Source organism: Pseudomonas sp. 008 (assembly GCF_016861935.1).
GTDB lineage: Bacteria > Pseudomonadota > Gammaproteobacteria > Pseudomonadales > Pseudomonadaceae > Aquipseudomonas.
On the sequence record NZ_BOMA01000001.1, the window covers coordinates 324,143 to 338,672 of the forward strand.

The following is a 14,530-nucleotide window of genomic DNA, read 5'->3' on the forward strand; positions in this document are numbered from 1 at the left end:
GCTTTTGATGCTGAGCAGCCAGAGCCGCTACAACCTAAAGCATCATAAGAAAAATCGGTTAAAGCTCAGATTAGTCTGAACGTGCCAACTTACTATGAATATTATAAATACCATTGTATTAGCAAGAATATAACTCAGAAGAATGAAGTGATGTTACTTTGATATCATGCGAGTTCACCTACAAAAGGACGAACCGCTAAAATCTTAAGCTCATTACTTCTCATCCATTAAGTTAGCCGTATGAACATTTTCAGTCAGTCAAAATTCTCGATCAAACTTCTGGTCGCATTCGTTGTTTGTGCCCTGATCACACTTGCTGTAGGCGCTTTGGGAATGGTAGGAATCAGCCGTTTAGCCGCTGCGCTGTTGTTGACCTTTTCCAATAGCCTGGTTTCAGTGGGCGCCACCAACAAGACCACGGCCAGTCCAGAGCACGAGGCGTCACAGCACAGCTCGCTTAACCGATATGCCTAGGCCATGCCCTCACCGGCAGAAAACATTTTGTTACCCAATTACTGAAAGGCCTTTTGCGAGAGCCACTAGCTCATCAATGCCCATGCAAATCACCAGAAAGGCCGTCCCATACGCCCAAGGCGGCCACCCAACGCTTCAAAACTTACAGGTCAGCGTACCTGTATTACTTGAATTGATTCATATTCATAAACCGCACTATTTGTACCCACCCCCCATAGCCTCTAGCTTGTTCCCGAAGCAGATTTGCCCCTGCCAAAATAATTACAAAATGAGGTTAACAATGGCTGCGCTCTCCATCGAAATTCAAAAAAGCCACGTCTGTCTTCCAGTCACCCCCTCCTCCTCACTCAGTAAATTTTCGCGTATTCGGTTACCGTTACTTTGGACATGAAACGGGCACCCAATAACGCAGTGTGCGTCCTCTAATAAATCGCAGTAAGCACCGATACCAGTGGGCCATTCCAGCGTTTGGCTACGCGCAAAATCTGCCACCGCTAATAATTTAGATGACCAGAACAGCCATTGCCGAATGGGCTTATGGCTGCTTTGCAGCGAACATCAATGTGTGTTTTAACAATTTCCGGTGAATACCCGGATTAAGGAAGTGCAAAGCCAAGAACAAGCATACAAGGGCTTCGGCCATATTTTGCTCACAGCAATGCCAAGTCACGCCCAAAGGGCCCGTAGTCGACTTATAAGATAGGATATAACAATGAATAAAATATCGAAGTGGCATGTATTAGTAGGATGCTTTATCGCTTATTTTTTTGATGCAATTGAAATCGTTATGCTGTCGTTGTCGCTGCCGGTTATTCGGCAAGACATGGGGTTGAGCATCAACCAGGGTGGGCTTTTGGCGACTGCGACCCTTTTGGGTATTGGCGTCAGTAGCGTCATCGCTGGTTGGTATGCGGACTCCTTTGGGCGGAGGAAGGCGATGCTCACTTGCCTATTGGTTTTCGGCTCGCTCACTGCCGTCCTTTCCTTCGTAGAAAATTTCTACCTGTTCCTGGGTCTACGTTTTCTTTCGGGGCTGGGGCTGGGAGGCCTCTGGGGTATTGTTTCTGTCTACATCGTTGAAAGCTGGCCACCTCATCAGAGGGCTAGGGCCACTTCAATGGTGATCAGTGCATTTGCGATAGGCGCGATTGTTGCAGCATTAGTCGCCAAGTACATGCTACCTGAGTGGCGGACTATGTTTATGTATGCTGGCGGCATGGTGCTCATCCCGGTGGTATATATCTATTTCTTGGTACCCGAAACACCTGCGTGGAAAGAAGCGAAAGCGCAAAACACCTCGTTGAAGAAAAGCGGCTCGATTGCTGAAATTTTCTCTCCAACGTTAATCAAGTCGACCCTTTTGGGCACCACCGCGGCGAGTTTTGCATTGCTTGGCTACTGGGGGGCTAACACATGGCTTCCTACCTACCTTGTTCAAGAGCGCGGATTGAGCTTGAGTTCAATGGCGACCTTCATGGCGATATTGAACATTGGTAATTTTATCGGCATGAATTTCTTTGGGTACCTGGCGGACGTTATTGGCAAGCGAAAGGTCATCATCATTTCGCTCGTTTTGACCGCCAGTATGTTGCCGGTATACGTCTACGCCTCTAATGCAGACTCACTGCTTTGGCTGGGCGCCCTCTATGCCTTCAACATTGCATTTGCCAGCCTGTTCGGCGCGTTCTTTAGCGAACTGTATCCAACTCACGTTCGTACGCTGGGAGCAGGGTTTTGCTTCAACGCTGGACGCGGTCTCGCGGCGCTCGCCCCACTGCTGCTGAGTGGCATTGCGACCTATTACAGTTTGGCTGCAGGCTTGATGGTTTGTGCGGCGTTCTTCTTGATCTCGGCATGCTTTACCTACCTGATGCCGGATAAGCCCAAGGTTCTCGCGCAAGACGAGCACCTCCAATCCAATGCAGCGGGTGCTGCCGGCAGGTAAAGCAGCGCCAGTACAGCAGACCAATGCAGTTTTCATAAGGTTTGGTGGGGGCGGTGCAAACGTCCAGGGGTGGCGCATCCGCCCCTGGTAGCGTTGGGCCTCAATCGTTATGTAGCCCTACTTTGTTTTCTCATCGAATAGCCACTAAACATAAAGGCATTGTTTAGCGTAGTGAGTCTGGTCTTGTTCTCGCATGACTTCGATGCTGATATTGGGGCTGCTCGTGTGTGGAAAAAAGCGGCTGTATCACCGCCTGCAAGATCCTCTAAAACGGCATATCCCTGTATCAAGCGCCGGGCACCAGTTGCAGGATTTCCAACGGCATGCCCGCTATCGATTCCTGCGAAATCGCCACCTCGTCGCGCAACATTCTCTTCACGTGCTCTATCTCAGATTTTCCAAGCCATAAACGCGCATCAATTTGTGTCTCAAAATCTTTAGGTTTGTCGAGCTTTGCACCCACAATGCGACTCACCGTTTCAGGTGAAGGAACGATGATTGCTTTAGCTTTTGCAGTAAGGGTGTTCATCCAGCCTTGGGGGTCGTAGTCCGGAAAACTGATCATTTGCTCAATTCCGCTTAATGCAATCTTTACCGCTTTCGGGGTTATTTGGGGACTGCCACGAAAAAGCATGGGTAGGCACATGACCTCTTGTGGCCAGCGGTAATGGTGTAGCGCAAACATGACATGGAGGTTTTCGATCAGGAGTACTTGTTTAAGCCCATGGAGCTCGGCGGCTGGCACGCTCAGTGTGCCGCCTACAGGGTGCCGGTACGTTCCTGACGCAAGATCCAATTCGCCCGATAAGCTCGCCACCATCACAACGTGGTCCGCAATCGTTCCGCCACCGACTTTTTCATCTCTGGTGTTTTGAGCGCGCTTGAGTCGGTCACCTTCAAAAGCGTCCATACCCTCATCCAAGGGGTCGAACGTCATGTCTCTTTTCAACATCGCTCTTAATTCAACATGATCGGCGTCGCTCAGTTGCAATGCACTGCTGCCGATGAGTGTGCCAATGCCGTGTTCTGCGTTCAGCTGCTTCCACGTAGCATTAAGCTGGACTTTGCTGCTGTGCCGCCTCAATGCAACAGTCACAGTCTCGATGGATCGTTTGTTGGTCAACATGCGTCAATTAGGCCGTTTAGCCTGCTCCAGTATTAGATCAAGCACTCGTCGGTTCGCCGACGTCCGCGAGAAGGGCTCAAAGATGGGGTTGAGTCGGAAGAAAAGTTTCTTTCCCAGAGTTTTGCTCAAGGCGACCTGTAGCTGCACATAACCATCCAATGCGTACAGCCAAATACCCATGCTCACCCGGGGATCGCCATGGGTTTTCCAGAACTCGACAGCGGATTGAGGTTCTTTTGTCTCGCCCAGCATCTTCAACATGGCTTTCAAATAATCGCGAGCAAAAGGCTTCTCCATTTCCAGCGTTTCGCTGACTTGGGGCGGGACTGCTCGGGAACCGCGCGCTGGGGAAGGCTGGGGTGCGGGCAGTCTTGTTTTCGGCGCAGGTAGTGCACCGATCAGCAGTTCCAGCTCTTCGAGGCTTTCACCAGCCTGAAGATCGCAATAGACATGACCATAGAGAGGCATACAGGACGCACCGGCCCATTGGGCTCCGTCAGGTCTGTCAAGCAACGGTTCCAGGTCAATCGCATTGCCTGCCTGCAGGAACGTGTCCATCGCATGTGCCACCTGGCGCATCTTGTTGCGTTTTCGTACCGCGAGACTCAATCGATCCAGTCGGCCGATCATTTCATCAAGCGCCAGCCGATTCCTCGACACCGCCGAGAGAAGGCCCTCGATGAGCACGCGACGCAGCACACGATCGCTACGGGTGAGCTTCCCCAAGCCGACATGGGAGAAAAGTCTCAGCTTGTCGTCCAGCCGCTTCAAGCGGTTGATTGCGTTTTTGATCTCTCTCAACCGATCGGACAGTCGTGGCGAATATCCATACCCGCCTTCGATGAACGCGCGGGTTTGGCTGTGCTCATTGCGCAGGTGGTTGATCACTTGCCGGGAGGTGTGCATCAGCCTTTTCAGATGCTGCTCGGTCTCGCTGACGCGGTTGGCGGACTTAGCATCGTGATATGCCTCGCACAACTGTTCCATGACGATGAGGCTTTCTTCCAGATCCGGCGACACCCGCTCGAATCCCTGTATGGAAATCTGCGCGCCCACATCCAGCAGTAGGCTGCTCAGATGAAATAATTCACCGTCTTCTTCTACCAACCCCTTGGACATCATCCAGGAGATGCCTTTGGTCATCCGGTCCGGTGTAGGCACTCCTGTCTCGTCCGCGGATGCAAGCTCTTCGAGGAACGCTGCGTTCGCCTGCAGATGCTTACCCAGCTCTTCCCAATCCGCTGCTTTCACAGATTCAGGCCCCCTTGTTGATCGACACCCACGTCCGTATTCGCATTGATGTCCAGATCAATTTGATTGAACTCGATCAGCCAGGTCAGCAACATGTAGATGTACCCCATTTTGCCGGTAGCCACGAAATTCGCAGATTCGCTGCTGCGTTTCACGAGATACCCAGTATCTTCCAACGCGCGAAGAACAAGCGTCAGGCGATCCTTGATGGTTTTTGCATTCTTCGACTTGCTGAAAAATTCGTGTGCACTGAGATCCCACAACTGATCCCGATAGGTGATGTGGCCTTCTATGGCGTCCAGCAGGTCTGCGAAAGACACGACGTCCCCAGGAGCAAGACAAATATCGCTACGCCCTGCCCGGCTGATCAGTCGAATAAACTCAAGGCACGGTCGCAGTTGATCGCGTATGACTACCAGCTGATAGGATGCGGCATTACGGTCTGTGGGCTCTTTCAGATCGGCGTACCGGGCAAAATAGGTGTCAGGCGTCTCGACCTCGCCAATTGTGCCTAATGCGCGCCCCAGAGGCGCAAGAGCGGCAGCTATTTCTTGCGAAAACTCCGGCACTCTCATTTGCCGATGCAATTCAGGATAGGCGTACTGGCATATGAACCCGCCGCCAAGCAGTACCTCTAAAACTTCTCTGATGGGCGTCACAATGCAAACTCCTCTTCGTCTGGCGCCAGCGCCTCGTTCAGATCATCCAGTTCGTCATCCCCCTCCTCAGCGTACTCCTTGACGATAATGGCGCCGGTATCAGCACGGCGTTCCAGGGTGTATCGGTTGGCAAACTGACGCAGCAGCTCCGGCGCGCCGCCCGGAAAGCAAGCCAGCATGGAAAGACCACGTTCATTGAAGTAATTGACCAATGCGACGTAGTTTTCAGCGGACAGCTCCAATGCTTCATCGATGGGAATGGACATGTGAAAGTCTGCATCCTGGCGCAACAGCTCAAACAAGGAGACATAGATCATCGCTACGATGATTTTTGTCAGCCCGGTGCTGCTCAGACCGATGAGGTCAGCGTTGTTGGTCGCGACCTTGAGCCGACCTTGATCGTTGCAAGAGACGCTGACGTCAAAGCAATCTGAAAGGTTCGAAGAGAAGGCGCCCTCCGTGATCTGTCGAGCGATGCTGCGTAGTGCGTCCATGAAGGCATCTGTAGGCAACTGTGTGTCGTTCACGCCTGTCCAGCGGCGATACTGCGTTTCGTAGTTGGACAGATCATCCCAGAATGTCAGGCTGTGAATTCGCGAGGTGACCTTGAATTCAAACTGACGGATTTGCTCGAAGGAACCGAGAACCTCACCAGCTTTTTCGGTCGCATCGCGCCCGAGCTTTTGAATGCTTTTGTGCAGTTGCTGAAGCTTGGCACGACTGTCGCAGAGCTCGTCGGAAAGATTCTTGGCCTGGATGATCAACTTGAGTTTCTGATCGGGGTGCGACACCTCGATGTACTCATACAAATGAGGCGCCGCGTCCAGCCAGGCGAATTCAGGTTCGTGCGCCGAATTGCTCGCCTGGGCGACGATCTGTTCGATGGCGGCGCCTTGTGGAGTGTGCAGCAACGAATCTTCACGGAATCGCGCACGCACAACCCGATAAAGATTGCTCCCTTGTCGCTGGAAATCGTTACGCCGACGTATTAGCCCATTGACCTCGACCTCGATGTCCGCCGCAATGAGATTGGGGTTCCATGCGCTCGTTTCTGCAGGCTCATAGGACATCAGTAGATGAAGGATATTACGCAAAGTCCGCAGTTGGTCAGTATCGTCCCCACCTTCCTTTACCAGCTTGCTGCGGCGACTAATGAGCTTGCCCTGCGCCTCTTTGATTTCCAGGTCATGTTCGTTGATGAGCCGGTTTTGGCGATCCAGATCACCTTGCAGGAGATTTTTCTGTTCGATGCGTTGCGTGAGTTGCGGATAAATCTCTGACGCCCAATGTCGATAACTTTCAATGACCGAACGTTGGGCCGCTATTTCATTGATTTCCGATTTCAACGTCTCGATTTCTGCCGCCAGCCGCTGGTTCACACGGTCGTCGATACCGGCGTCCTGCAATCGAGCGGCCAATTCATCGTTGATCTCACGCAACTGTACTGTCAAAGTTTCGGAGATCCGGGCAAGCGATGCATCGCGTGCAGCCTGCACTCTGCTGATCTCCAGTTTTAAATTGTGCTTCGCCTGCTCAGACGCTGATGTCAATTCCTCCAGATAACGTTTGTGCTCATTCTTGAGTGCATCAAGCCGCTCATTAATGACGCCGAATCGTTCGCTGGCTTCTTGCACCAGTTGGGTCTGCAACTCGACTTGAAGTGAGTGGTTTTCCAGTGCGCGCGACTGCAGTCCTTCATAAACGCTCTGGCGAGAAACCAGTTCGGCATGAGCATGTCGCTCATCGTTTCGGGCCAATGTCAGCGTTGCTGACTGGGCTCTGATGCGCTCTTCCAGATTGCGTGTCCGCCTGCGTACGCTTTCAATTTCATTATTTAAGGAGTCGATCCGCGAACTTAACGATGCAATTTCATTTTCAATCTCGCTCACGCTCGCGATGGTCGTAGCGGGAAGCACATTAAGGGACAGCTCAACACCATACAGGCTGTTTTGTACGACGTTGAGCAGCGCAGGATTGAGGTCGGTACGCATCAAGATGTCGGCCGGTACCAGGCGCGCAATATTGCTCGACCAATCTGGATGATGTCGGCGTAGAAACCCGAGGAGGGTTTCGGCGCTGGCATTTAGCTGGGTCTTGAACTTCTCCCGGTCTTCCTGCAAGAGTCCGATCTGGTTCTGAATGCCTTGAAATTCAGTGGCCAGTTTCTCTTGCTCTGCGTGCAGCGCTTGCTCAGCATCTTCGAGCGAACCGATTCCGCGCTGGTGTTCGTTCAATATCGCGAGCTGCTCATCAATCTCCTGCCTTGCCTGGTTCAGCAGCGCCTGATCTGCCGGCAACACCGAGATCGACTGCAGATGGGTCAGAGTGCTCATCTCCTGCACGCGTTGCGTGAGAGCGGCTTGCAGCTGGAGCTGCTGTTTGTCCATTTCGGACGACTGCTGATCTCGTGCCTTTTCGTAAAGATCAGATTGACGCGCATCAAACTCATCTTTGCGCAGTTGAAGAAGGTTAATGGAGGCCTCACTTTGTGAGCGCGTCGTCTCCCGCTGAGCTTGGGCAGCTTCTTCAGCCAGCTTGGCCGATTGCTCATAAACTCGACGTATATCGAGTCCGTCGCGACTGAGCTGATCGAGATGGTTTTGCTTCAGATCGCGCTGACTTTGCATTTCCGGTAAGCGATCAAGACGCTCCAACAAGGTGGCCATGCGTTTACCAGCAAATTCATCCCGCTGGGTTTCAACCTTCAAAATCCACTTATGTTCGGTTTCCAGCGAACCCTCTATATCGATCCGCTTATGAACGAGCGTGGAACGTTTTCCACGACTGACCTCCTCCAGTGCGGTTTGCTCGAGACTAATAGCCGTCAAGGCTTCATCGCGCTCTATCTCGCGTTTTTTTAAATGATCTTCCAAGTGCATGGCTTTGCGTTTTTGCAGACAAAGCTGCCGGACAGCTGCATTGATTTCCAGACGAACCTGATTCATTTGTTGAATAGTCGGCTTAAGAGCGTCCATCAACAGATAGCCCGCGCGGTTGTCGATGACATTTTTGAAAGGCTGGGCATTGAGCATCAACAAGGTGCGGCTCGGATCAGCATTCTCTTGCTGAAGGATTTCCGCCATTGTCGCCTTCATCGTATCGAATGTGCCGCCGCTCTCCAGAAGTGCGAGCGTCACGTTGTCGATCCCATTGAAATCCTTGCGTCGGGGCGCCAGTGAGTACTGTGGACGAAGCGCGGTGATCATCTTGCGCCGCGCGGGGTCCTTCACATCCTCTAGGTGAGCAGTCCCGCTGTTGAACTGAATGATCCGCCGGTAATGAATCGGCTGCAGTTCGGGTGAGCACTGCGCGCCTTGGGCGGCAAGATGACGATTCAGCTCGCCAGGCAGCACCAGCTCTCCGGCGTCGTAATCGCGATAAAGCAGCTCAGGACGCCAGGCCGCGTCGATCAGCCTGTATGCGTAACCTTCCCCACTGCGATGCATGATCGCGCAACGAGCAGCGTTCATGTAATTGGTGTATTCAAACACGATGAAGCTGGAGAGATTGGGTAGGTACCAGTTGGCAAAGCTCTCCCGGTTGCTGCTCGCTTTCACCAATCGACCCGGTGCTGCGCCGTAGAACACCGGAATCAGCTTCATGAACGAAGATTTGCCGATACCGTTTGTGCCAGTGACGCTGGTATTACCGTTCATGGCGAGCTCAGCCTTGGCGCCTGCACAAAGCGAGTCAATCAAAATGATTCTTGTGAGCTGAGACATTGTTTTCCCCAAAATTGAAATGACTTCTGAACCTGAATCCGCTCTACCGTCGATGGGTAATCACCAAGTTCGCACCTAACTCAGTACACGTTTCGTTATCAGAGGCTTGATCTCGCAGCAGACGTCGAGGCCTTACACCGCCTTTCGCATGCTTGCGCCTGAAATCAACGGTATGTAAAGTCAATCGACATATCTAGAGTGTTTACCTGTACAGGTAAACTTTTCATGCAGATGAGGTTTCAATGAAGCGTAGGCAAACAATCGAATCTGTACGTTGGGATTTAGCGCTGCGCTACCGATTGATTGAAACGGTGGCATGGTGGGAAGGTCGTTTGACCACGAACCATCTCATGCAGAGTTTCGGTATTAGTCGGCAACAGGCGTCCAAGGACATCAACACCTACATCAACGAGCATGCGCCCAAAAACCTGTCATACGATAAGCGCCTGAAAGGCTATGTACCTACGCGCAGCTTCGTCCCGCTGTTCATTTCCGACAGCGCTAATGCTTATCTGCAACTGCTGAACCAAAACCACGAACGTGCTCCGCATATCGAGGGATTGAGCCTTGCGTACGCGCACATAGAAGTCTTGGATGTACCGGATCGGTCAATCAGGCCAGAAGTGCTACGTCCACTGCTCAAGGCTTGTCGCGAGCGATTGAGATTTGAGGTCGATTACGTGTCTTTCAGGACACCAGCTGGCGAAACACGCCTGATCGCGCCTCACACGCTGATCTACACCGGGATGCGCTGGCATGTGAGGGCTTACTGCGAAAAAAACCGCGAATATCGTGATTTTGTGCTCAGCCGCTTTCGGGGTGTCCCTGAACTCATGAATGAGCCGTCAGAACACAGCCGCGAGCTGGATGGAGGTTGGAATACGTCAATGACCGTCATCCTTGAACCTGACTCTCGCCTCAAGCCTGAGCAGCGAGAAATTCTGGCCGCGGATTACGGCATGCAGAACGGCCAGCTCGAGATTCGAACACGCGGTGCTTTGGTGCAGTACGTGTTACAGAGATACCAGATCGATGCGACCAAGGTGCATGCCAAGCCGAGTGCACAGCAACTGGTCGTGGCCAACCTCGAAGAGCTTCAGCCCTGGTTGTATTAGTCGGCGTAGCCAGGGCTTCGGGCTGGTAAAACTTGAGAAAAAATTGCTGTGATCAACGAAAAGCATCGAGTGACGCATCGCTGCCGTTGGGCATTCATGTGTAAACAAAACGCACAGGTTTGCTCAACCCCTTGTGATGGATCCTGCTCCCTGTTGGACTCAGCACTCACCCAGGCTAGAAAACTTTGTTGAATGTCTGTAGGCGCTCTCGTTTAAATATCCGACTTCCAGCAGTAGCCTAGCGACGCATCAGCGCACTGATCCTGCGTCCGTCCCCAGGTAACGACGGCTTGTGGAAAACACCTATCGTCCAGTGCTGTTTCACGACATCGCTGCGGAAGCATTTTTCTCATTGGTTCTACCCCACACATCAGCAGCACGCCTAAGCACAGCGACGGCAACACTTACCCTTATGTCGCATCGGATGTGTCGAGCTTCGCATCCCGCGTACACACATCAGCAACGCAAAGCGACCAGCGAGGGGCGAATTGCGGGCTTCAACAAACGTTTTGCAGCCTTTAGCGCACGCTAAGGGTCCTGATGGATGACTTTCTTCAACTGCCAATCAGCAATCTCTAGCAGCCCTCTGATTCAAGGGGCTGCTTTTTTTGGCCGTCGACAGTGCTTGAGGCCAATAGCGGATTCCACGCTTGGGTCCTGCTGGGATGTTCAGTTGTGCAGGAACCTTGAAACCAATTTTAAAGACATTGAAGCAGTCGGTGCTTAGATCACGGTCGTTGATGGCGCTGATGCAAATTGAGCCGCCAGAGTCGCCCGACATTCCATCGGCTCCATTGAGCCAAAACACGTCCGACGGTGGTTGTTCGTCACCATGCTGCAGGAATGTTCAAGGCCTATTTAGCATTGATGAAAAGCTCTAAAGGGCCTGGGCAAACGTCTCACTATTCATTCGACGGATAGCGCATTCCAACATCTGCTTCAGCGTACCCAGCATGATGTTGTAGGGGTCAGCCACCTGCTCCAGTTCATGTCGCTGCCAATCATAGAAAGTTCGCAACCACCTCCTTTCAAAATCGCCATTAAAATCCGTCCTACTGAAACGAACAGGGCATAACGAACTTCTGAGGGAGTCAGTGTCAAGCTTGAAAAGATGTTTTTTATAGTCCATCCGTAAAGCATTGGTCTTGGCGAATAGCTCGCCACTGTCATGTTTCACGAACGGTATCCGATGGACATTTGTAACCTGATCTCCAAAGGTAATCGAGTAGGACAATATTTCACCAGTGACTCCGTTCACTTGCAAACACACGATCATGGCGTAGTTCGCATATTCGCCGGGCAAATGGACACGAAATGTCGGGCGCCAGTACCACGCAAACACATATTTCATTATTTTGGCCTCCAGCAGCGAGGAATATCAGCAAGCATTGAAATGTTAAGGCTTCTACTTTCATAACGACGAAGCTCGTCGCCGAGCAACGTGAGTAGGTTGAAATGCCTCTCCATCAGCTCCCAGATCACCCGCGCTCGAGCTGGTGTAAAAAACCCTTCGGAACTGGTCGATCTCCCCTCTTCTTCTGTAATCCATCCCAGCAGCAGCCCACTGAGGTAAAGTGCGCAAACTCTTGCAATAGACGTTGCGCGATAAATCTCTTGGTAAAAATTCAGATAGAAAGCATCACGGTGATAGACGTTCGGTCCGCCCCAATCTAAAAGCGCAATTTTAGGAAAGGCATAATGCAAGCAAGGCATCATGACCGCTCGCATGAGAGACAACATGAATCCATCAATCAGAGCTCGCTCCGTACGATCAGGTGCGCTTGCACGAAGAGCATCAATGCGTCGTTGCACGTCAAAAGCGAAGGCATTACGAAGCGGCCAGGCATTGCAAATGAGTGAGTGGCGATCCTTGGCATATGATGAATCCCAATACCAGGTAAACGCGCGCACTGGGTGATCAAACGCCAGCGCGATTGAAACGGGCGCGTCTAGTAGTGGAACGGCATGCACGCTACACATGGGTTGCGCAAGATGCCGCCAGTCTGACTTCCATGCAGGCAACCCTGTCGCTTGCACGCTCTGCGCAAGGCATTGGTAACAGAAGGCTCGTCGATACCGCAAAGGCGTGTAGGGGCGCTCAAAAGCAGGAAATTGGTTTTCGAACCATTGGCGAGGAACGCCTAGGATTTGGGTGCAGTTGTCTACCCAATCGTTGGGGGCCACTTCGTCGGGGTCAAAAAATCTGATCCCGGATGAATCAGGGGCATCACGCTGTTCAATTCCGCGAGCATCCGAAACATACATTGGATGATCGAATATGGGCCCATTGATTTGCAGATTAAACCGATAACTCCAGGACGACAGGCTTTCTCCAGCAATGGGTTTGCTGATTCCCAACCGCTCCAGACGTCGCGCGCCTTGAAGCAGGATGGCTGCATTGTCATTTTGCATTGACTCAACCGTACACGACACGTTGCACCTCCCATTTCAAATCTTCCATGGCCAGCGCCCCAAGCCTCTTAGTCGGCAAATGGTCGCGAAGAAGCGCTGCGCAATAGAGCAATTCGAGCATTGACATCGCTAGTGCAATTTCAAGTGGAGCAATTGCTGTCGTGATTAGATCCTCGCCCTGTCCCCGGATGTTCAGACCGTATCGAGAATCGGCCCAGTGACAAAACTGATCTTTCAGGTCGACCCAGTTTTGGGTCGTCAGCGTGCCGCTTAGAGAAATATCAGCCGTTTGAACGGCTTTAATTTTGCAGAACAGGTTTTGTAGAGGGACCCGGCGCGTTGAAAATATGACCTGCATCCCAGCGGCACTCATGGCGAATTTGCACATGTCGTCAATTAGATTTCCCAGTGAATCTCTTTCGTTAATGATGATTTCTGCGTCATCAATAACAATTGTCCTGCGGTTGGTCAGCTTTACGTATTCAACCAGACTCTTCGGAACCTGTTTAAGCCATCCATATTCGCTGGTAGGAAAAACCATCTGTTGAACCCGATCTACCAGATTCACACGGCTTAAGAATATGTCGTGCCGAACAACAATCACCGTCGTTGAGTGAGTGGCGACAAACGCGTCCAATAAACTGGTGATGCCAGCTCCAGTCGGACCTCGCACCATAACGACAGCGCCTGCTGTTGACTTGGATATGGAATCAAGCGCGTCATGCGCTTGATTCCATGAGTCCCAGCGAAACTGGAAGCCATGACGGCCTTCCAGTACGCTGCGAGCGATATCGCGACGTGCATCCGAATTCACGCTGCGCCAGCCTCGTCTGCGTCTTCCGGACCAGAGATCGAAAGCGCGTAGTTGAAGTTGGCCATGATCTCTTCGATGTTATCGAGATGGCGATGATTGATGTGCTCTGAGCCATCCAGGATGCTGGCCATAGCGGAGGCCTGGATAATCTTGACGACATTGTCCATAAGGCCACCACCCTTCTCCATGATCTTCAAAAACAGCATTTGATCATTGAAATTCGTCGGTTTCTTCAACGGCAAATGAAGGATATAAGTCGCCACAAAGCTGCGAAACTCGGGGCCGTTGTCCCAGCCAGACAGCGACACCACCGGATAACGCCGCTCCAATTGCGGATCGCGGCGAAGCACCTTTGCAGCATCCGGAATCCCAAAGGCAAAAACTGATAAGCCGTAGGTCGAGCCCGAAAGATTTTTCAGCAGCGACAAGTTGATTCGTTGCTGGACTTCAGTCAGTGTCAACGCATCATGGACTTCGTCGATCACAATACCTCTGATGTTCTCCGTACGAATTTTGTACTGCATCTCAGGGGTGATGTTGTCGCCTTGTCGAGCCCTTCGCCCGACTCCAAGCCCCATCTCACTCAGAATAAGATCGCGAAGCGAGTATCCATTCGGGCTTTGGTGCATGGTGACGAAGATCATCTTGTTTTCGGAAGTTTGATTATCCATTTTCATTTTATCGATCAAAGCCGATTTCCCTCCGCCTGGAGGCGCAATGATCAACATGCTGGGCGCATTAATCTTGTTCCTTGTTTTCATGGCCATCTGCACCCTCAAGAGGATTTTTTGTGCATTCGGATGATGAACCCAGAAATCATTGGCACACGCCAAGAGTCTATCTTCATCAGACTTATCAAAGTGCTGTAATGCCGAAATGTGGACGTGCGGGTACTTTGACATAAAAATGCCTCATGTTTTAACGTTAAGAATCTGTTCAGACGAACAGGGCTTTCAATCTATGCAAACGTGTATGCACGTGGGTGATGCACCGCGTGTATCTAATGCTAATT

The 14,530-nt window shown here is 51.7% G+C and carries 11 protein-coding genes and 1 pseudogene; 4 read left to right on the forward strand and 8 right to left on the reverse strand.

The features are described from left to right. Window positions 1-240: 240 nt before the first annotated feature. Window positions 241-426, forward strand: a pseudogene (locus tag JUI81_RS01400) (methyl-accepting chemotaxis protein); the annotation flags it as partial. Between the two features lie 760 nt (window positions 427-1,186). Further along, complete coding sequence (locus JUI81_RS01405; RefSeq protein WP_204123499.1) at window positions 1,187-2,419, forward strand: MFS transporter; 1,233 nt, start codon at window positions 1,187-1,189, stop codon at window positions 2,417-2,419. Between the two features lie 286 nt (window positions 2,420-2,705). On the opposite strand, the gene JUI81_RS01410 is transcribed toward JUI81_RS01405, so the two are convergent. The 4 genes from JUI81_RS01410 to JUI81_RS01425 are packed head-to-tail and all read right to left on the reverse strand — an operon-like array spanning window position 2,706 to window position 9,177. Then, window positions 2,706-3,545, reverse strand: a complete 840-nt coding sequence (locus JUI81_RS01410) for a hypothetical protein (protein WP_204123500.1) — start codon at window positions 3,543-3,545, stop codon at window positions 2,706-2,708. 3 nt (window positions 3,546-3,548) lie between these two features. Beyond that, on the reverse strand, window positions 3,549-4,796 hold the full coding sequence (locus JUI81_RS01415; protein WP_204123501.1) for a hypothetical protein: 1,248 nt from the start codon (window positions 4,794-4,796) through the stop codon (window positions 3,549-3,551). Further along, on the reverse strand, window positions 4,793-5,455 hold the full coding sequence (locus tag JUI81_RS01420; protein ID WP_204123502.1) for a hypothetical protein: 663 nt from the start codon (window positions 5,453-5,455) through the stop codon (window positions 4,793-4,795). Before JUI81_RS01420 ends, JUI81_RS01415 begins: the two co-directional genes overlap by 4 nt. Continuing rightward, window positions 5,452-9,177: an ATP-binding protein gene (locus tag JUI81_RS01425; protein WP_204123503.1), complete on the reverse strand. Its 3,726-nt coding sequence runs from the start codon at window positions 9,175-9,177 to the stop codon at window positions 5,452-5,454. Before JUI81_RS01425 ends, JUI81_RS01420 begins: the two co-directional genes overlap by 4 nt. A gap of 242 nt (window positions 9,178-9,419) precedes the next feature. On the opposite strand from JUI81_RS01425, the gene JUI81_RS01430 reads away from it, so the two are divergent. Together JUI81_RS01430 and JUI81_RS01435 are read left to right on the forward strand one after the other, a co-directional pair. Further along, window positions 9,420-10,292: a WYL domain-containing protein gene (locus tag JUI81_RS01430; protein WP_204123504.1), complete on the forward strand. Its 873-nt coding sequence runs from the start codon at window positions 9,420-9,422 to the stop codon at window positions 10,290-10,292. Between the two features lie 352 nt (window positions 10,293-10,644). Then, window positions 10,645-10,824 carry a 50S ribosomal protein L31 gene (locus JUI81_RS01435; protein WP_374707255.1) on the forward strand — a complete coding sequence of 60 codons (180 nt, stop codon included), beginning with the start codon at window positions 10,645-10,647 and terminating at the stop codon, window positions 10,822-10,824. 345 nt (window positions 10,825-11,169) lie between these two features. Here JUI81_RS01435 and JUI81_RS01440 read toward each other — a convergent pair whose 3' ends face one another. Genes JUI81_RS01440 through JUI81_RS01455 form a run of 4 tightly spaced genes read right to left on the reverse strand, consistent with a single transcriptional unit; the run spans window position 11,170 to window position 14,420 of the window. After that, the gene (locus JUI81_RS01440; RefSeq protein ID WP_204123505.1) at window positions 11,170-11,643 is read right to left on the reverse strand and encodes a hypothetical protein; all 474 of its coding nucleotides are present in this window, start codon (window positions 11,641-11,643) and stop codon (window positions 11,170-11,172) included. Beyond that, window positions 11,643-12,704 (reverse strand): hypothetical protein, encoded by a 1,062-nt coding sequence (locus tag JUI81_RS01445; RefSeq protein ID WP_204123506.1) that lies wholly within the window; start codon window positions 12,702-12,704, stop codon window positions 11,643-11,645. Before JUI81_RS01445 ends, JUI81_RS01440 begins: the two co-directional genes overlap by 1 nt. A 4-nt stretch (window positions 12,705-12,708) precedes the next feature. Beyond that, on the reverse strand, window positions 12,709-13,518 hold the full coding sequence (locus JUI81_RS01450) for a hypothetical protein (protein ID WP_204123507.1): 810 nt from the start codon (window positions 13,516-13,518) through the stop codon (window positions 12,709-12,711). Beyond that, entirely contained in the window at window positions 13,515-14,420 is a 906-nt protein-coding gene (locus JUI81_RS01455; RefSeq protein ID WP_239077639.1) for a TniB family NTP-binding protein, read from the reverse strand. The genes JUI81_RS01450 and JUI81_RS01455 overlap by 4 nt, the downstream gene beginning before the upstream one ends. Window positions 14,421-14,530: the final 110 nt, after the last annotated feature.

Bases quoted from the DNA above. Each gene is read 5' to 3' on its own strand.
- JUI81_RS01405 (WP_204123499.1), top strand. From the start codon at position 1,187: ATGAATAAAATATCGAAGTGGCATGTATTAGTAGGATGCTTTATCGCT.
- JUI81_RS01410 (WP_204123500.1), bottom strand. From the start codon at position 3,545: ATGTTGACCAACAAACGATCCATCGAGACTGTGACTGTTGCATTGAGG.
- JUI81_RS01455 (WP_239077639.1), bottom strand. From the start codon at position 14,420: ATGTCAAAGTACCCGCACGTCCACATTTCGGCATTACAGCACTTTGAT.
- JUI81_RS01425 (WP_204123503.1), bottom strand. From the start codon at position 9,177: ATGTCTCAGCTCACAAGAATCATTTTGATTGACTCGCTTTGTGCAGGC.
- JUI81_RS01430 (WP_204123504.1), top strand. From the start codon at position 9,420: ATGAAGCGTAGGCAAACAATCGAATCTGTACGTTGGGATTTAGCGCTG.
- JUI81_RS01440 (WP_204123505.1), bottom strand. From the start codon at position 11,643: ATGAAATATGTGTTTGCGTGGTACTGGCGCCCGACATTTCGTGTCCAT.
- JUI81_RS01445 (WP_204123506.1), bottom strand. From the start codon at position 12,704: ATGCAAAATGACAATGCAGCCATCCTGCTTCAAGGCGCGCGACGTCTG.